This is a genomic window from Caballeronia sp. INML3B (genome assembly GCF_023631305.1).
GTDB classification, from domain to species: Bacteria; Pseudomonadota; Gammaproteobacteria; order Burkholderiales; family Burkholderiaceae; genus Caballeronia; species Caballeronia turbans.
This window is the reverse complement of record NZ_JALQDI010000002.1, coordinates 192,314-208,468: the sequence shown is the minus strand read 5'-3', so window position 1 is coordinate 208,468 and position 16,155 is coordinate 192,314. Positions and strand designations below refer to the sequence as shown.

Here is a 16,155-nt window from a genome sequence, read left to right as displayed (position 1 = left end):
ACCACCCCCCCCCCCCCCGCCCCCCACCCCCCCCCCCCCCCCACCCCCCACCCCCCCCCCACCCCCCACCCCCCCCCCCCCCCCCCCCCCCCCCCCCACCCCCCCCCCCCCCCCCCCCACCCCCCCCCCCCCCCCCCCAAAAACCCCCCCCCCCCCCCCCCCCCACCCCGCCCCCCCCCCCCCGCTGCTTGTTACTGCGTTTGAAGCCGCTGGACTTCGACGATGCACCCCGTCGCTCGCTGCTTCGTTCGTAGCGATCGGCGGATTCGGAACCGTTATCGGTTCCGTCATCCGCCGTGTCAGCCTTCGCTCCGAACCGACGCTTCTGCATCGCCCTTCAGGCCCGATGCTTACTCGTCGTCGGCCGTTGCGGCGCCTGCGACAACAGCCTCGCCCAACGCGGCCACACCCAGCGATTCGCGGATCTTGTTCTCGATCTCGCGTGCGATGTCCGGATTCTCGCGCAGGAATTCACGCGCGTTGTCCTTGCCCTGACCGATGCGATCGCCGTTGTAGCTGTACCAGGCGCCAGCCTTGTCGACCAGCTTCGCCTGCACGCCGAGATCGATGATTTCGCCCTGACGCGAAATGCCTTCGCCGTACAGGATGTCGAAAATGGCTTCGCGGAACGGCGGCGACACCTTGTTCTTCACGACCTTCACGCGCGTCTCGTTACCGATGACTTCGTCGTTCTTCTTGATCGAGCCGATACGGCGGATATCCAGACGCACCGACGAATAGAACTTGAGCGCGTTACCGCCCGTAGTGGTTTCCGGGTTGCCGAACATCACGCCGATCTTCATGCGAATCTGGTTGATGAAGATCACGAGGCAGTTCGTGCGCTTGATCGTACCGGTGAGTTTGCGCAGCGCCTGCGACATCAGACGCGCTTGCAGACCCGGAAGCGAATCGCCCATTTCGCCTTCGATTTCCGCCTTCGGCACGAGCGCCGCGACCGAGTCGATGACGATCATGTCGATGGAGCCGGAGCGCACCAGCGCATCCGCGATTTCCAGCGCCTGCTCGCCCGTGTCCGGCTGCGAGATCAGCAGATCCTGCGCGTTCACGCCGAGCTTTTGCGCGTATTGCACGTCCAGCGCGTGTTCCGCGTCGATGAACGCCGCCGTGCCGCCGAGCTTCTGCATCTCCGCGATCACCTGCAGCGTGAGCGTAGTTTTACCCGAGGACTCCGGGCCGTAGATTTCCACGACACGGCCGCGCGGCAGACCGCCGACGCCGAGCGCGATGTCCAGTCCGAGCGAACCGGTGGAGACCACCTGAATGTCTTCGACCGCCTCACCTGCGCCGAGCCGCATGATCGACCCTTTGCCGAATTGCTTTTCGATCTGCGAGAGCGCGGCGGCCAGGGCTTTGCTCTTTTCCGCAGTCATTCCAGCCGGGCCTTTCTTGCTTTCTTCCATGAATCGTCCTTTGCTATGATGAACGGCGTCTGAGGCAGTGTTCACGGGCTTTTCCGCTGCTCGATCGAGCATACGAAACCGCGCTTCCACTCACGCAGACACTGTATAAAAAAACAGTAGTTTTTGCAAGCACAGATCGGCGTGACGCAACTTTTTTCCACGCCGCGCGAGACGCGCAAAGACTACGAAACACCTGGAGACCGCCGCGCCGGGCGACACACGGTGCCGGCAATGCCGATGCGCTTCATCGCGCATGCACGGCGTAAAAAAGGCGCACACGACGATGCGAATCCTCATTGCCGAAGACGACAGCATACTCGCGGACGGCCTCGTCCGATCACTCCGCCAATCGGGATACGCCGTCGACCATGTGAAGCATGGCGTCGAGGCGGACACCGCTCTTTCCTTGCAGACGTTCGACCTGCTGATACTCGATCTGGGCCTGCCGCTCATGCCCGGTCTCGAAGTCCTGCGCCGCCTGCGCGCGCGCAACTCGCAGATGCCCGTGCTGATTCTGACCGCCGCCGACAGCGTCGATGAACGCGTCAAGGGCCTCGATCTCGGCGCGGACGACTATATGGCCAAGCCTTTCGCGCTGAACGAGCTCGAAGCGCGCGTGCGCGCGCTCACACGGCGCGGCGCGGGCGGCGGCCCGACGGTCGTGAAGCACGGCTCGCTTTCTTTCGATCAGGTCGGACGAATTGCGACGATCGGCGATCAGGTCATCGATCTGTCCGCGCGCGAGCTCGGCGTGCTCGAAGTGTTATTGCAAAGAACCGGCCGGCTCGTGTCGAAGGAACAGCTCGTCAATCATCTGTGCGAGTGGGGCGAGGAAGTCAGCAATAACGCGATCGAGGTCTATGTGCATCGGCTTAGAAAAAAGATCGAGCCGAGCGGCGCGAAGATCATTACGGTACGCGGCCTGGGTTACACGCTCGAGAAAGCGGGCGCGGCGACACCTGGCGCAAGCGGCACGAGCGGCACGAGCGGCACAAGCGGCACAAGCGGTACCAGCGGCACACACGGCGCGAACGGCGCGGGCCCGCAACCGTCGGGCGTCGCCACCGGCCATCACTATAAGTAGCGTGCATGGCGTCGCCCGTTTCCACCGAACCGCCCGAGTCGAAAAGCCAGGCACAGGCGAACGCCGACGATTCCGACGCCCTGCGCGACGCGCGCTACGCCAATCCCTTCGCGCCGCCCGACGAACTCGAGCCCGACAACGAGACGCATCCGCGCTCGCTCTTCGGTGAAATTCTCGACTGGATGCTCGCGCCGCTTCTGCTGCTCTGGCCGATGAGCATCGCGGTGACGTATCTCGTCGCGAAATCGATCGCGAACGGGCCGTTCGACCGCGCGCTCGAAGCCGACGCCTACGTGCTCGCGCGCCAGATTCAGCCGGTCAATGGCGTCGCCGAATTGCGCCTGCCCGATGCGACGCGCGATTTCCTGCGCGCCGATAACGTCGACAGCGTGTTTTTCCAGGTGCTCGGCACGCGCGGCGAGCTGGTCGGCGGCGACCGCGACATGCCCTTGCCGCATGACGACGATCGTCCGCAGCCGGGCATCGTCGAGTTTCGCGACGACGTGCTGCGCGGCAACGACATTCGCGTCGCCTATACGACCGTCTATCTGCCCGGACTCGCGCCCGGACGCGATCCTGACAGCGCGCAGCCGGTGCTCGTGCAGGTGGCCGAAACGCTCGACAAGCGCAGCCAGCTCGCCAACGACATCATCAAGGGCGTGATCCTGCCGCAGTTCGTGATCCTGCCGCTCGCCATCATCCTCGTATGGTTCGGACTGTCGCGCGGGCTCGCGCCGCTGCATGCGTTGCAGTCGAACATCCGCGCACGCCGCCCCGACGATCTCTCGCCGCTTCAGGCGGGCAGTGCGCCGCCGGAGATCGCGCCGCTCGTCGCGTCGTTCAACGATCTGCTCACGCGCCTCGAGCAGAACATGGAGTTTCAGAAGCGCTTCATCGCCGATGCCGCGCACCAGATGAAGACGCCGCTCGCGGGCCTGCGCATGCATGCGGAACTGGCGATGCGCCATGACGTGTCGACGGAAGTGCAGCGCTCGCTCGAACAGATCGCCATGAGCTCCGAGCACGCGGCGCGCCTCGTGACGCAACTGCTCGCGCTCGCACGCGCCGAGAATCGCGCGACGGGGCAGATATTCACCCCCGTCGTGCTGACGGACCTCGCGCGGCTCGCCGTGCGCGACTGGGTGCAAGCCGCGCTCGCCAAGCGCATGGACCTCGGTTATGAGGAGCCGCCGTTTCCGGTCGAAGTGGAAGGCAACGTCGTGATGTTGCGGGAGATGCTGTCGAACCTGATCGACAACGCGATCCGCTACACACCGGCGGACGGGCGCATCACCGTGCGCGTGCGGATCGACGACCACGATCTCGATCTCGTTCATCTCGAAGTGGAAGACACGGGCCTCGGCATTCCGGTAGCGGAGCGCGAGCGCGTGGTCGAGCGCTTCTATCGGATACTCGGGCGCGAGGGCGACGGCAGCGGACTCGGCCTTGCGATCGTCAAGGAGATCGCGACGATGCATGGCGGCACGCTCGCCATCGAGGATCACGTGTATCAGGAAAGCCCGAGGCTCGCCGGAACGCTTGTAAGGGTCAGTCTTCCGCGGGTTTTTCCTGCCCGGGACAAACCCTGAGCGCAAGCGTCGCATAGCCGTGCTGCGCACGCGAGAAGAACGAAGTTAGAAGAAATTAAACGACCGTTCGAATAACATGCCCGACAATGGCGTACACATACTCGTTCAGTCTTTGTGTGGCGCGTCATCGACCGCGTCAGAACGCCGTAAGTTTTCGTTCCAATAATCGTTGCACCGGAGCCGCCTAATCGCGGACCGATGTATTCGAAAATCAAATCAGGAGACGATACATGGCTACGGTTGAGGGGCGCGTGTCACACGCACCGATGACGGCGGAGGAGAAGAAAGTCATCTTCGCCTCATCGCTCGGCACGGTGTTCGAATGGTATGACTTCTATCTGGCGGGCTCGCTCGCCGTCTATATCAGCAAGACTTTCTTCTCTGGCGTCAATCCGACGGCCGGCTTCATCTTTACTTTGCTGGGCTTCGCCGCGGGCTTCGCGGTGCGTCCGTTCGGCGCGATCGTGTTCGGCCGTCTCGGCGACATGGTCGGGCGCAAGTACACGTTCCTCGTGACCATTGTGATCATGGGTCTGTCGACGTTTCTGATCGGCTTCCTGCCGGGATACGCGACGATCGGCATCGCGGCGCCGGTCATCTTCATCGCGATGCGGCTGTTGCAAGGTCTCGCGCTCGGCGGCGAGTACGGCGGCGCGGCGACGTATGTTGCGGAGCACGCGCCATCGAACAAGCGCGGCGCGTGGACGGCGTGGATCCAGACGACGGCGACGCTCGGCCTCTTCATCTCGCTGATCGTGATTCTCGCGGTGCGCACGATCATGGGCGAAGAGCAGTTCGGCGCGTGGGGCTGGCGCATTCCGTTCCTCGTGTCGATCCTGCTGCTCGCCGTGTCCGTGTGGATTCGGATGAAGCTGCACGAGTCGCCTGTGTTCGAGCGCATCAAGGCGGAAGGCAAGACCTCGAAGGCGCCGCTCACGGAAGCGTTCGGCGAGTGGAAAAACCTGAAGATCGTGTTGCTCGCGCTCTTCGGTCTGACGGCGGGCCAGGCGGTCGTGTGGTACACGGGCCAGTTCTATTCGCTCTTCTTCCTTACGCAGACGCTCAAGGTCGATGGCACCAGCGCGAACATCATGGTCGCGATTGCGCTCCTGATCGGCACGCCGTTCTTCGTGTTCTTCGGTTCGCTCTCGGACCGCATCGGGCGCAAGCCGATCATCATGGCCGGCTGTCTGATCGCCGCATTGAGCTTCTTCCCGCTCTTCAAGGCGCTCGCGCACTATACGAACCCGACGCTCGAAGCAGCGACGCAGAAATCGCCGATCGTCGTCATCGCCAATCCGGACGAGTGCTCGTTCCAGTTCAACCCGGTCGGCACGTCGAAGTTCACGACGTCGTGCGACATTGCGAAGAGCGCGCTGTCCAAGGCGGGCTTGAACTATGAGAACGTGGCGGCGCCCGCGGGCACGCTCGCGCAGATCAAGGTCGGCGAGACGGTGGTGAACACGTACGACGGCAAAGCCGCCGACGCCAAGGCGCAAGGCGCGGCCTTCGACAAGACGCTGGCGGGCACGCTGAAGAGCGCGGGCTATCCGGCGAAGGCCGATCCGGCGCTGATCAACTGGCCGATGGCGATCGTGGTTCTGACGATCCTCGTGATCTTCGTGACGATGGTGTATGGACCGATCGCGGCGATGCTGGTCGAGATGTTCCCGGCGCGGATCCGCTATACGTCGATGTCGCTGCCGTATCACATCGGCAATGGCTGGTTCGGCGGCTTCCTGCCGGCGACGGCCTTCGCGATCGTCGCGGCCCGTGGCGACATCTACTCGGGCCTGTGGTATCCGATCGTGATCGCGCTTGCGACCTTCGTGATCGGCATGCTGTTCGTGAAGGACACGCGCAAGTCGAATGTCTATCACGAGGATTGATTGTGGCTTCACCTGCCCTTCCATACGGTTCTTAAGAATTTGCGTGGAAGGGCTTGACAGTCTGTACGACGCTCGCCATAATCTCGTCTTCTTTCGGCGAATTAGCTCAGTCGGTTAGAGCGACGGAATCATAATCCGCAGGTCCGGGGTTCGAGTCCCTGATTCGCCACCAGCTTCAAGAAAAAGCCGCTGTCTCAAAAGGACAGCGGCTTTTTGCTTTTCTCCTCACGCGCCCGTTCCGCGACGCGCTCATGCTTAAATAGCGCATCCGCTTCCTCAAGCATTCAGAACGTGCCCACCTTCGACCAACTCGCCGCGACCATCCGCGACCGTTTCCCCGATCTGAGCCCGCAATTCCAGGCCGGCGCCGCATTCCTTCTCGACTATCCCGATGAGGTCGCCGTCCTCTCGATGCGCAAGGTCGCCGAACGCGCGAAGGTGCAGCCCGCCGCGATGGTCCGTCTTTCGCAACAACTCGGCTTTCCCGGCTGGAACGAGCTGCGCGAAATCTTCGTGAGCCGCGTACGTACGCGTCCCGAACCGCTGACGACGCGCGCCCGCTCGCTGGTCAAAAGCGGCGCCGACAATCACCTGAGCCGCGATCTCGCAGAAGCGCAATCGCACAACCTCGATCTCACACTCGCGCAAAACGCCGAGCGCGTCGTCGATGCAGCGAAGACTTTGAAGAAAGCGCCGCATGTCCACGTCGCGGGCTTTCGGTCGTGCTATCCCGTCGCGTTCAGCCTGCTCTATGGATATCGCCTGTTCCGCCCGTCCGTGAGCCTCGTCAGCGGCGAAGCCGGCACGCTCGAAATGCAGTTGCGCGGCATCGAGAAACGGCATGCGGTGGTCGTCGTCAGCTTCGCGCCGTATTCCGTCGAAGCGGTGCGCGTCGCGCAAGCGGCAATCGAGCGCGGCGCGAAACTCATTGCGCTCACGGACAGTGCCGTATCGCCCATCGCGTTGAATGCGGATCACACGCTGATCTTCTCGCACGAATCGCCATCATTTTTTCCGTCGCTCGTCGCGGCATCGGCGCTGGCGGAAATGCTCGTCGCGCAACTGCTCGCCCTCGAAGGCAAGGACGCCGTCGCGAATCTGGAGCAGGCCGAAGCCGCGCTGCACTCGCAAGGCGCCTACGCGGCGAGCTAGCCGAACGACGGCATCATCGTGGGCTGAGGCGTCGTTGACAACATATGTTGGTATTTGGTTAGAATGACACATCGCGTGTTGTGAGCGCACTCAACAGGCAGAAACCATGACCACGGTATTTCATCGCGCGCCGCGCGCCAAACTTCCCGTCGCCGTGCGCGGCGACGGCATCGAGATCGTCGATTCGACCGGAAAGCGCTATATCGACGCATGCGGCGGCGCGGCCGTCTCGTGTCTCGGTCACAGCCATCCGCGCGTGATCGACGCCATCCAGCGCCAGGTGCAGCAATTGCCCTACGCGCACACGTCGTTCTTCACGACGGAGCCGGCCGAAGCGCTCGCGGACCGGCTCGTCGAAGCCGCGCCAAAGCATCTCGGTCACGTCTATTTCGTCTCCGGCGGTTCGGAAGCGATGGAAGCCGCGCTCAAACTCGCGCGCCAGTATTTCGTCGAGAAACGGCAGCCGCAACGGCGGCATTTCATCGCGCGCCGGCAGAGCTATCACGGCAACACGCTCGGCGCGCTGGCCATCGGCGGCAACGCGTGGCGGCGCGAGCCGTTCCTGCCGATCCTGATCGAGGCGCATCACGTCACACCCTGCTTCGCGTATCGCGAGCAGCAGGCGGGCGAAAGCGATGAAGCCTTCGCGCAACGCCTGGCCGACGAGCTCGAAGCGAAGATCCTCGAACTCGGCGCGGATTCGGTGGCGGCGTTCGTCGCGGAAACGGTCGTCGGTGCGACGGCGGGCGCGGTGCCGCCGGTGCGTGAGTACTTCCGCAAGATCCGCGCGGTCTGTGACAAATACGGTGTGCTGCTGATCCTGGACGAAGTGATGTCCGGCATGGGCCGCACCGGCTATCTGTTCGCGTGCGAGGAAGACGGCGTGTCGCCCGATATTCTCGCGATCGCGAAGGGTCTCGGCGCGGGTTATCAGCCGATCGGCGCGACACTCGTCAGCAACGAGATCTTCGACACGATCGTCGGCGGCTCGGGCTTCTTCCAGCACGGGCATACGTATATCGGTCACGCGACGGCGTGCGCGGCGGCGCTCGAGGTGCAGAAGGTCATCGCCGAAGACAAGCTGCTCGACAACGTGATGGCGCGCGGCGAACAACTGCGCGCACTGCTGCGCGAACGGCAGGCGAATCACCCGTTCATCGGCGATGTGCGCGGGCGCGGTCTCTTCACCGGCGTGGAACTGGTGCAGGATCGCGCAAGCAAGACGCCGTTCGACCCGAAACACAAACTGCACGCCGTCATCAAGAGCGAGGCGATGAAGCGCGGCCTCATGGTCTATCCGATGGGCGGTACCGTCGATGGCCGGATCGGCGATCACGTGCTTATCGCGCCGCCGTTCATCACGACGAGCGAACAGATCGAGACGATTGTCGAGCGTCTTTCCGACGCCATCGACGGTGCGCTTTGCGCTATCGCATGAGAACAAACATGAGCAAACGACTTCCCGACTTCCAGCCCGCGACCGCATCCGACGAGCAGAAAGCCGTCTTGCACGACATCCTGAGCGGCCCGCGCGGCAATCTCAACGGCCCGTTTCTCGGCTGGATCTTCAGTCCCGAACTCGCGCAGAACGCGCAGAAACTCGGCGCGTTCTGCCGCTACAAGACGGGCCTGCCGCTGCGTCTTTCGGAACTCGCGATTCTGGTGACCGCGGCGCGCTGGCGCTCGCAGGCGGAATGGCACATTCATCATCCAATCGCGCTCGATGCCGGCCTGCCCGCCGATATCGCCGAAGCCCTGCGCACCGGTGAGACACCAACTTTCGCCGACGCCGACGACGAACTCATCTTCGATTTCGCCACCGAACTTTACGAAACGAAGCGCGTGAGCGATGCGACGTACGAGGCCGCCGTCGCGCGCTTCGGTCATACGGTCGTGGTGAATCTCGTCGGCTTGCTGGGCTATTACGCGCTCGTCGCGATGACGCTCAACGCCTTCGGCATGCGCGCCGAAGGGCAGACCGACCTGCCCTTCGCCGAGTAAGCCGCGCCGGTCACATCGTCATTCGAACGCCTTGTCGTTCGGCTGCGCGTAGAGCTTCTGCATCGTCTCGCTCATCGGAAAATCGAAGTTGATGTTCTTCGGCGGGACGGGCTTCATGAACCACTTGTCGTACATCGTCCTGATCTCGGGGCCATTCATCACCTGGCTCATTGCGTCATCGACGAGCTTTTTGAATTCGGGATCGTCCTTGCGCATCATGAAGCCGTACGCCTCCGACGACTGCGGCGTGCCGACGAGCACCCAGTCCGAAGGCTTCGAGGTCAGCGAGCGCGTGCCCGCGAGCAGCACGTCGTCCATCATGTAGGCGACCGCGCGGCCCGTTTCGAGCGTCGCGCGCCCTTCGCCGTAATCCTTCGCGCTGATGATGCTCATGTTCATCTTCTTCTCTTCGTTCATCTTGCGAAGAATGCGCTCGGACGTCGTGCCCTGATTCGTCACGACGGTCTTGCCCGCGAGATCGGGAAAATCCTTGATGCCCGAATCCTTCTTCGTGAGCAGGCGCGTCGTCGCGATGAAGAAGGTGTCGGAAAACGCGACCTGATTCTGCCGCGACGTGAGATTGGTCGTCACGCCGCATTCGAGATCGACCGTGCCGTTCTGCACGAGCGAGATACGGTTCTGCGACGTCACCGGAATGAAGCGCACGCGCAAATCCGGATGCTTCGTCTTCGCCTTCACCGCGTCGATCACCTTGTTGCACAAGTCCTGCGAAAACCCGACGACATCGTTGTTCGCATCGACATACGAGAACGGCACCGACGTTTCACGATGGCCGATCGCGATCAGGTTGACGCTCTGGATCTTGGCGAGCGTCGGCTGTCCGTTCTGGCCGTAGCTCGGCCCCGTAAAGAGCGATAGCGCGGAGAGCACGACAGACGATGCAAGCAGCGACGTGGATTTCATGACGACCTCGTTTTCTCGTGTGGAATGATACATATGTTGCCATTAACAATATTTATGCAACATATGTATTCGCCCTAGGCCGACGTGAAACCGTCCGCGATGCGACGTTTGCTTACAAATGTCACAGCAATCGCGTGCACCGTCTGCGTCGCACGGCGTTATAGCTGGCAGGCATCTACAGGAGTCGCTGCCATGAACGCCGTTCCCGAGATTCAAACGAAGCCGTCCCGCATTCATCCGCTCGTCGCGGCAGCCGCCGTGTCGATCATCCTCGCGTGCGGCACCGGCGTCGCCGCGATGACGGGCCTTCTGCCGTCGTCCAAAGCGACTGCCACGACGGTCACGGCTTCGCCGCTCGTCGATGCCCAGACCGCGCGGCCCGCAGCCGCCGAGCAGGCGTCGCCGGCGGCGGCTCGGCAACCCGCATCGCTGCCGCGCGCGGTGCGCGGACATCATCCGACGCCTGTGCGCAAGCCCGCGCCGGCTCAGGAAAGCGCGGCTTACGCGCCGAACCCCGCGCCCGCCTACGATCCCTACGCCGGCGAAGTGACCGCCGTCAGCGCCGTCCAGACCGCGCAGCCGACGACCGGCATCGGCGCGATTGGCGGCGCGGTGGTCGGCGGGCTCGCGGGCACGCAGATCGGCAACGGCCGGGGACGCACGGCGGCGACGATCATCGGCGCGATCGGCGGCGGGCTCGCGGGCAACCAGATCGAACACGTGGTTCACAAGGCGACGACTTATCAGGTGCAGGTCCGCATGAACGACGGCAGCGTGCGCAGCTTCACCTACGAAGCGGCGCCGGGCGTGGCGGTCGGCCAGAAAGTGCACGTGTCCGGCGAAACGCTGACGCCCGCCTGAGCAAGCGGCCGCGCGCCTTAAGAAACAGCTAATTTTCCGGTGCGATGATGCTTCCCACGTCCAGCGCATCCAGCGATACGGCGTCCCGGCGCGACAGACCGCCCCGGCCCGCGAACACCTCTTTCGGGAGTACTGCCGTGAAGAAGAAATCGACGAACATGAAATCCGCCCGTCCCGCGATGTCGCCGCTGCTGCGCGCGTTGACATACAGCCGCGCGGCGCGCGAACCGATGATCGACGCGATGCTGCTGCATTGCTATGCGGCGCTCGACGCGTTTCATCGGGGGCACGGCTCGCAGCCGCTTTTCATGACGCTGTGCCGCCACATGCTGGTTGCCGAGGAGTTGTGTCAGCTCGGCCACGCGCCGGAATTCGAAGACGACATCACGCTCGCGCACGAGGCGCTGGTCGAACTGGATGCGCGTCATTCGGCCAACGCCGTCTGGACGCTCGACGCCGGCGAACACGCGCGTCTGTGCACGGCGCTCGCCGTGTTCTCGGCGCAACTGGAAGACGCGACGCTCGAGCACATTGCGCAAGCCGAAGCGCGCATGGTCACGCAATCGCTCGTCGCGGCGAACATGCGCTCGGACATCGGGCGCGCACACGCGGTCTCGTCAGCCGGCTGAACATCGAGCCGGGCTCAGTGCTTTCCCTCAATGGGCTTATCAATTGCGGATGTGTTTGCGAGCGTACATTCTTAGGAATGGCCTTTCGCAATACTTATTCCAGCGCACGGGGGGAAGTAGTAAAACGCGCCGAGAGACCGACGAACAGGATGGGCGGCACTCAACCGGGTGGCGGGTGAAAGCACAGCGCGACAAAAAAACCAAAGCGCGAGTTTTTGCCAACGACGCGGCGAGTCGCAGGCGAAGAAGGCCAGCGCCCCGACAAAGAAGCTCAAAAGCCGGCAGCCGCCGGCTTTTCTTTTGCTGTGGCCGGGGCGTCGCACGATTTCGGATGCCTGCCACGACCCGCGCGTAACATGAGACGGCGCGCGTTCACGCGCTTTTCATTGTTGCGAGCGGAGACAGACGATGAGCGCCTATCCGAAGGACCGCACGGCTCTGCTGTTCGTGGACCCCTACAACGACTTTCTCGCCGATGGTGGCAAGCTCTGGCCGCGCGTCGCGCAGACGCGCAATGCGGCGCATCTGCATGAAAACCTGAAGCGCGTGACCTCGGCCGTGCGCGCGCTCGGGCTACCGGTGTTCATCGTGCCGCATCGCCGCTTCGAGCCGGGCGACGTCGATAGGTGGGCGCATCCGTCGCCGTATCTGCAGACGGCGGCGAAATCGCTCGTGTTCGGCAAAGGGACATGGGGTGGCGAGTGGTTTCCCGACTTCGCGCCGCATCCCGGCGACACGATCGTCAAGGAGCACTGGATGAGCAGCGGCTTCGCCAACACCGACCTCGATTTCCTGCTGAAACAGCGCGGCGTATCGCACGTAATTCTGATCGGGCTCGTCGCGAACACATGCATCGAGGCGACGGGACGCTTCGCCGCCGAACTCGGCTATCACGTAACGCTCGTGCGCGACGCGACCGCCGCTTTCTCCGATGAAGCGCTGCACGCCGCGCATGAAATCAACGCGCGCACTTACGCGCACGCACTGCTGACGACGGACGAACTGGTGACGGCTCTGAACGGCGCTTGACGAAGGATCAGGGAAAGGCGGTCAGCAAGGTCCGCGCGCAATCGACACACCAGTGGCGCGACACCTTCTCAGGAAGCGCGTCCCACACGTGGCCATGGGCGCATTGCCAGCGCAGCGGCGTCGCGGCATCCACATAGCGGCGCGAGAGCAACGCGCCGCCGCGCACCTGCGCCACGTCGCGCAGGCGCTTCGTTTCCAGTTCGAGCCGTTCGGCCGCGCATTTCATGCAGCGCACGTTCTGCGCGACGCCCAGCGCCTTGTCCCAACGATGGCCGCGGTCGCATTCCCAGCGAGCGATCGCCTGCTCGTCGGCGTCGTGCCGCATCTGATCGCGATAACGCGACGCCTCCTCCAGCAGGCGAAGGCGCGTCTCGCAGATAGCGGAATCGCTTATCGATCTCATGCTCGGGCGTCAGCGCTGACCACCGCGAATCGCTTCGGAGCGCGAGGTCGTCACGACGATGCCGTCAGGCCCGAAATGCGCGTTGAACATCGCGTCCTGATTCACGCCGTCTTCCAGCCAGTGCCAGCTCCAGACGCGCTCCTTCTTCAGGCGGTACTCGGCGATCTCGGTCGGCTTGCCGAGCAATCTGCGCACTTCATCCATCGTCATGCCGGGCCGCACCTTCGCGAAATTTTCCGCAGTCAGCACTTGCGTCACCGAGACGAAGAGGCCGTTCGCATCGAGATCGACCATGTACGTATTGGTTCCCGCCGGACCGCGCGGATACTCGAGACGCTTGCTTCCGTCGGTAAAGGTGCGCTCGGTCTCCGGCTCGCCCATTTGTTCGCGGATCTGCGCCTCGGTCGTGACGCCAGGCTGCAAGTTCTTGAGCAGCAGGTTATCCGGCTTCACTGCATTGAAGAACGCCTTGAGCTTGTTCAACCCTTCCTCGCTCTGCTGTTGATCGCATCCGGTAAGCAGCGATGTCAACGAAGCCGCGGCCAGCGCGGCGATCACGATCTTTTTCACCTTCCGTCCCCTTCCTGCACGCACCGCATCAGCCGCCCGCCGCGCCGAGCAGCGGCACCGGGTCGACTGCGGCACCCGACTTTCTCACTTCGAAATGCAAGGTCGGCGCGCCGCCCGGCCCGGTGCCCATGTCCGCGATGGTGGCGCCCTGCTTGACGGTGTCGCCTTCCTTCACGAGCAGCTTTTCGTTGTATGCGTAGGCGGTCAGATAGTCGTTGCCATGCCTGACGATGATCATGCGCCCGTAGGAACGCAAGCCGCTGCCCGCGTACACCACCTTGCCCGACGCCGCCGCCTTCACGGGCTGTCCGACCTTGCCCTCGATATCGATGCCCTTGTTGCCGCTCACGCCAAACTTGCGCACGACTTCGCCGTGGGCCGGCCAGACGAACGTGCCCTTGTGCGCGGTCGCGGTGACTGCCGATGGACGCTCCTCGTTCGCTGCGACGGGCTTGTCGGCCGAGGGCTTCTGCGCCGCCGATTTCTCGGGCGTCGGCAAAAGCGGAGGCTGCGCCGTCTTCGATGTAGCCGCCGATGTGCTCGCCGTCGTCGAAGCCGGCACCGATGCGCCAGGCGGCGCGACACGCAGCACCTGCCCGACGTTCACCTGCTTGCTTTCCGGCAGCGCGTTCCACCTGGCCAGATCGGCGGGCTTCTGCTTGAAGGTGCGCGAAATGGCATAGAGCGTGTCGCCCGGCTTCACGCGATAAAAGCCCGGCTCGACCGGCGCGGCAATGGCCGGCCCGAGCGGCACGACCGGTGCGGGCGTCACGCCCGGAGACGTGCCTTGCACGACCGGCGGCGCGCTCAACGCCGAATTTTCGATGATCGGCGCGGGCGTGCGCGGCGTCGACGTGCAGCCCGCCAGTCCTGCCGCCATCGCCGCCACGAGCGCCATGCCCGCGATCGCCCCGCGCGAGTCGGATCTGAAATCTTCCTTGTGCCCCACCAGCTTTCCCATGCTTGTCGTCTTGAACTTTTTCAACTCGCCGGCCGCGTTCGTCCGCGGCGTTTTGATTACGCGCAGACACTTATCGATACGCCGTACACCGCCGTTCCACCGCATCGGAGAATGCCACAGCCGGACGCCAACGCGATGAATGCCAGCGCGATCAATACTCCGGACACCGCGCGCACCCGCTCGCCCCACACAAATCTCAAATTCTGAAAAAACACGATTCCGCCAGCATAAAACATTACAGAAACAAATTCGCCTCAGTGACCTAAACGACACACCTCGTTAAACAGTCGACAAATCCTTTGGCATTCTAAATTTTTGACGTAAACCGCCGCACCCACGCGTCGTCTGCCGTACGGCAAATCGCGGGCTGGCCGCCTTGACAATCTTTGACGGTTGACGGACCCCCGCCACGGTCATTTCCGATACATTGCCCGCGCCCGGATGCAGGTTTTGCCTGCGTCCCGCAACTCTCAATTCGACAGGAGCCTCACCCCATGCAAATCATGCAACACGGCATCATCCTCAGTCTGATCATCGGCGGCGTGGCCGGCTGGCTCGCCGGTCTCATCATGAACGGCAGCGGCTTCGGCGTGATCGTGGACATCCTCGTCGGTATCGTCGGCGGCGTGATCGGCGGATGGATTTTCGGCACGCTCGGCCTCTCGTTCGGCGGCGGCATCCTCGGCACACTGCTTACGGCCGTGATCGGCGCGGTGGTGCTGCTTTTCATCATCCGCCTGTTCCGCCGCGCCTGACGCGGCTGCGCAGCGCCGCGAGGCCGGCGTTCGGCGGCCTCGCGGGCCGCCCCTATCTCAAGCCTTCGAATTGCGGCGGCTCATCTTCCAGAGCGCGCCGATCGCGATCGGCACGATCGCGGCACCGATTCCCACCAGCACGATCACGTTCAGATACTGCTTGATGAACGGAATGTTGCCGAAGAAAAAACCGAGCAGCACCAGCAACAGCACCCAGACGAGCGCGCCCAGAATATTGAACAACTGAAAGCGCGCGTGACTCATCGACGATACCCCCGCGACGAACGGCGCGAAGGTCCGTACCACCGGCACGAAACGCGCGATCACGATCGTCTTGCCGCCGTGCTTCTCATAGAAGTTATGCGTCTTCTGCAGCGCGGCCCGGTCGAGAAAGCGCTCCAGCACGGGAATGTTCGTGTCGAAGACTTTCGGTCCGATGGCGCGGCCGATCCAGTAATTCACCGTGTTGCCGGTCACCGCCGCGATGAGCAGCAACACGATCAGCGCGAGGAGATCCATCTCGTGCGACGCGGCGAACGCTCCGCCGATGAACAGCAGCGAATCGCCCGGCAGGAACGGGAACACGACGAGTCCGGTTTCGCAGAACACGATCAGGAACAGCACCGCGTAGACCCAGGCGCCGTAATTCTGGATGAAGACACCGAGCGACTTGTCGATGTGAAGAATGAGTCCCAGGAATTGCAGCAACGTGTCCAAAAATCTTTCCTCGAAAAGTTGCGCCGGCGCCGGAAAAGCGGCGCATCGGCATCGAAAGCGGGAGTCGCGCCATGATACCGAAGTGGTACATCGAGCCGGTTAAAAAAAACCGTATCCAGGCGTCATTGTGCGGCGCGTTGGCGGGCATGGACGGATGCGCCCGGTCGAGC

Annotated in this window: 17 protein-coding genes and 1 tRNA gene; 11 read left to right on the top strand and 7 right to left on the bottom strand. The window is 63.4% G+C overall.

From position 1 onward, the window contains the following. Positions 1-350 precede the first annotated feature (350 nt). Complete coding sequence (gene recA / locus NCS58_RS03255; protein ID WP_061117714.1) at positions 351-1,421, bottom strand: recombinase RecA; 1,071 nt, start codon at positions 1,419-1,421, stop codon at positions 351-353. A 283-nt stretch (positions 1,422-1,704) separates the two neighbouring features. Here recA and NCS58_RS03250 point away from each other — a divergent pair, with 283 nt between their 5' ends. The 7 genes from NCS58_RS03250 to NCS58_RS03220 all read left to right on the top strand — a co-directional run bounded on the left by NCS58_RS03250 (position 1,705) and on the right by NCS58_RS03220 (position 9,136). Further along, positions 1,705-2,505 carry a response regulator transcription factor gene (locus tag NCS58_RS03250; protein ID WP_250537835.1) on the top strand — a complete coding sequence of 267 codons (801 nt, stop codon included), beginning with the start codon at positions 1,705-1,707 and terminating at the stop codon, positions 2,503-2,505. Positions 2,506-2,510: 5 nt separating this feature from the next. Further along, entirely contained in the window at positions 2,511-4,094 is a 1,584-nt protein-coding gene (locus NCS58_RS03245; RefSeq protein WP_250537834.1) for a sensor histidine kinase, read from the top strand. 230 nt (positions 4,095-4,324) lie between these two features. Next, a complete protein-coding gene (locus NCS58_RS03240) occupies positions 4,325-5,983 on the top strand; it encodes an MFS transporter (RefSeq protein WP_061117716.1) in 1,659 nt (552 codons plus the stop codon). 95 nt (positions 5,984-6,078) lie between these two features. Then, positions 6,079-6,155, top strand: a tRNA-Met gene (locus NCS58_RS03235). A 119-nt stretch (positions 6,156-6,274) separates the two neighbouring features. Next, positions 6,275-7,135, top strand: a complete 861-nt coding sequence (locus tag NCS58_RS03230) for a MurR/RpiR family transcriptional regulator (RefSeq protein WP_061117717.1) — start codon at positions 6,275-6,277, stop codon at positions 7,133-7,135. A gap of 106 nt (positions 7,136-7,241) precedes the next feature. Continuing rightward, the gene (locus NCS58_RS03225; RefSeq protein WP_250537833.1) at positions 7,242-8,573 is read left to right on the top strand and encodes an aspartate aminotransferase family protein; all 1,332 of its coding nucleotides are present in this window, start codon (positions 7,242-7,244) and stop codon (positions 8,571-8,573) included. An 8-nt stretch (positions 8,574-8,581) separates the two neighbouring features. Next, a complete protein-coding gene (locus tag NCS58_RS03220; protein WP_061117719.1) occupies positions 8,582-9,136 on the top strand; it encodes a carboxymuconolactone decarboxylase family protein in 555 nt (184 codons plus the stop codon). 18 nt (positions 9,137-9,154) lie between these two features. On the opposite strand, the gene NCS58_RS03215 is transcribed toward NCS58_RS03220, so the two are convergent. Further along, on the bottom strand, positions 9,155-10,060 hold the full coding sequence (locus NCS58_RS03215) for a glutamate/aspartate ABC transporter substrate-binding protein (RefSeq protein ID WP_250537832.1): 906 nt from the start codon (positions 10,058-10,060) through the stop codon (positions 9,155-9,157). A 192-nt stretch (positions 10,061-10,252) separates the two neighbouring features. On the opposite strand from NCS58_RS03215, the gene NCS58_RS03210 reads away from it, so the two are divergent. Continuing rightward, on the top strand, positions 10,253-10,921 hold the full coding sequence (locus tag NCS58_RS03210) for a glycine zipper 2TM domain-containing protein (protein WP_061117721.1): 669 nt from the start codon (positions 10,253-10,255) through the stop codon (positions 10,919-10,921). Between the two features lie 28 nt (positions 10,922-10,949). On the opposite strand, the gene NCS58_RS34155 is transcribed toward NCS58_RS03210, so the two are convergent. After that, a complete protein-coding gene (locus NCS58_RS34155; protein WP_284502111.1) occupies positions 10,950-11,081 on the bottom strand; it encodes a hypothetical protein in 132 nt (43 codons plus the stop codon). Between NCS58_RS34155 and NCS58_RS03205 the strand changes: the two genes are divergently transcribed. Further along, on the top strand, positions 11,059-11,550 hold the full coding sequence (locus tag NCS58_RS03205) for a hypothetical protein (protein WP_409219252.1): 492 nt from the start codon (positions 11,059-11,061) through the stop codon (positions 11,548-11,550). The two genes, NCS58_RS34155 and NCS58_RS03205, sit on opposite strands and share 23 nt — an antisense overlap. Before the next feature lie 408 nt (positions 11,551-11,958). Then, positions 11,959-12,579 carry an isochorismatase family cysteine hydrolase gene (locus tag NCS58_RS03200; RefSeq protein WP_250537830.1) on the top strand — a complete coding sequence of 207 codons (621 nt, stop codon included), beginning with the start codon at positions 11,959-11,961 and terminating at the stop codon, positions 12,577-12,579. Between the two features lie 7 nt (positions 12,580-12,586). Here NCS58_RS03200 and NCS58_RS03195 read toward each other — a convergent pair whose 3' ends face one another. Genes NCS58_RS03195 through NCS58_RS03185 form a run of 3 tightly spaced genes read right to left on the bottom strand, consistent with a single transcriptional unit; the run spans position 12,587 to position 14,513 of the window. Beyond that, positions 12,587-12,982, bottom strand: a complete 396-nt coding sequence (locus NCS58_RS03195; protein WP_061117724.1) for a hypothetical protein — start codon at positions 12,980-12,982, stop codon at positions 12,587-12,589. 9 nt (positions 12,983-12,991) lie between these two features. Beyond that, complete coding sequence (gene bamE / locus NCS58_RS03190; RefSeq protein WP_250537829.1) at positions 12,992-13,552, bottom strand: outer membrane protein assembly factor BamE; 561 nt, start codon at positions 13,550-13,552, stop codon at positions 12,992-12,994. 28 nt (positions 13,553-13,580) lie between these two features. Next, the gene (locus tag NCS58_RS03185) at positions 13,581-14,513 is read right to left on the bottom strand and encodes a peptidoglycan DD-metalloendopeptidase family protein (protein WP_250537828.1); all 933 of its coding nucleotides are present in this window, start codon (positions 14,511-14,513) and stop codon (positions 13,581-13,583) included. A gap of 503 nt (positions 14,514-15,016) precedes the next feature. Between NCS58_RS03185 and NCS58_RS03180 the strand changes: the two genes are divergently transcribed. Continuing rightward, positions 15,017-15,268 (top strand): GlsB/YeaQ/YmgE family stress response membrane protein, encoded by a 252-nt coding sequence (locus NCS58_RS03180; RefSeq protein ID WP_061117878.1) that lies wholly within the window; start codon positions 15,017-15,019, stop codon positions 15,266-15,268. A 57-nt stretch (positions 15,269-15,325) separates the two neighbouring features. Here the strand turns inward: NCS58_RS03180 and NCS58_RS03175 are convergent, their stop codons facing one another. Further along, entirely contained in the window at positions 15,326-15,985 is a 660-nt protein-coding gene (locus tag NCS58_RS03175; RefSeq protein WP_250537827.1) for a DedA family protein, read from the bottom strand. Positions 15,986-16,155 lie beyond the last annotated feature (170 nt).

Excerpts from the sequence above, each read along its gene's own strand:
- NCS58_RS34155 (WP_284502111.1), bottom strand. The coding sequence starts at position 11,081 with ATGTTCGTCGATTTCTTCTTCACGGCAGTACTCCCGAAAGAGGTGTTC.
- NCS58_RS03195 (WP_061117724.1), bottom strand. The coding sequence starts at position 12,982 with ATGAGATCGATAAGCGATTCCGCTATCTGCGAGACGCGCCTTCGCCTG.
- NCS58_RS03250 (WP_250537835.1), top strand. The coding sequence starts at position 1,705 with ATGCGAATCCTCATTGCCGAAGACGACAGCATACTCGCGGACGGCCTC.
- NCS58_RS03245 (WP_250537834.1), top strand. The coding sequence starts at position 2,511 with ATGGCGTCGCCCGTTTCCACCGAACCGCCCGAGTCGAAAAGCCAGGCA.
- NCS58_RS03240 (WP_061117716.1), top strand. The coding sequence starts at position 4,325 with ATGGCTACGGTTGAGGGGCGCGTGTCACACGCACCGATGACGGCGGAG.
- NCS58_RS03200 (WP_250537830.1), top strand. The coding sequence starts at position 11,959 with ATGAGCGCCTATCCGAAGGACCGCACGGCTCTGCTGTTCGTGGACCCC.
- NCS58_RS03225 (WP_250537833.1), top strand. The coding sequence starts at position 7,242 with ATGACCACGGTATTTCATCGCGCGCCGCGCGCCAAACTTCCCGTCGCC.
- NCS58_RS03185 (WP_250537828.1), bottom strand. The coding sequence starts at position 14,513 with ATGGGAAAGCTGGTGGGGCACAAGGAAGATTTCAGATCCGACTCGCGC.
- NCS58_RS03220 (WP_061117719.1), top strand. The coding sequence starts at position 8,582 with ATGAGCAAACGACTTCCCGACTTCCAGCCCGCGACCGCATCCGACGAG.
- NCS58_RS03210 (WP_061117721.1), top strand. The coding sequence starts at position 10,253 with ATGAACGCCGTTCCCGAGATTCAAACGAAGCCGTCCCGCATTCATCCG.
- NCS58_RS03180 (WP_061117878.1), top strand. The coding sequence starts at position 15,017 with ATGCAACACGGCATCATCCTCAGTCTGATCATCGGCGGCGTGGCCGGC.
- NCS58_RS03215 (WP_250537832.1), bottom strand. The coding sequence starts at position 10,060 with ATGAAATCCACGTCGCTGCTTGCATCGTCTGTCGTGCTCTCCGCGCTA.
- recA (WP_061117714.1), bottom strand. The coding sequence starts at position 1,421 with ATGGAAGAAAGCAAGAAAGGCCCGGCTGGAATGACTGCGGAAAAGAGC.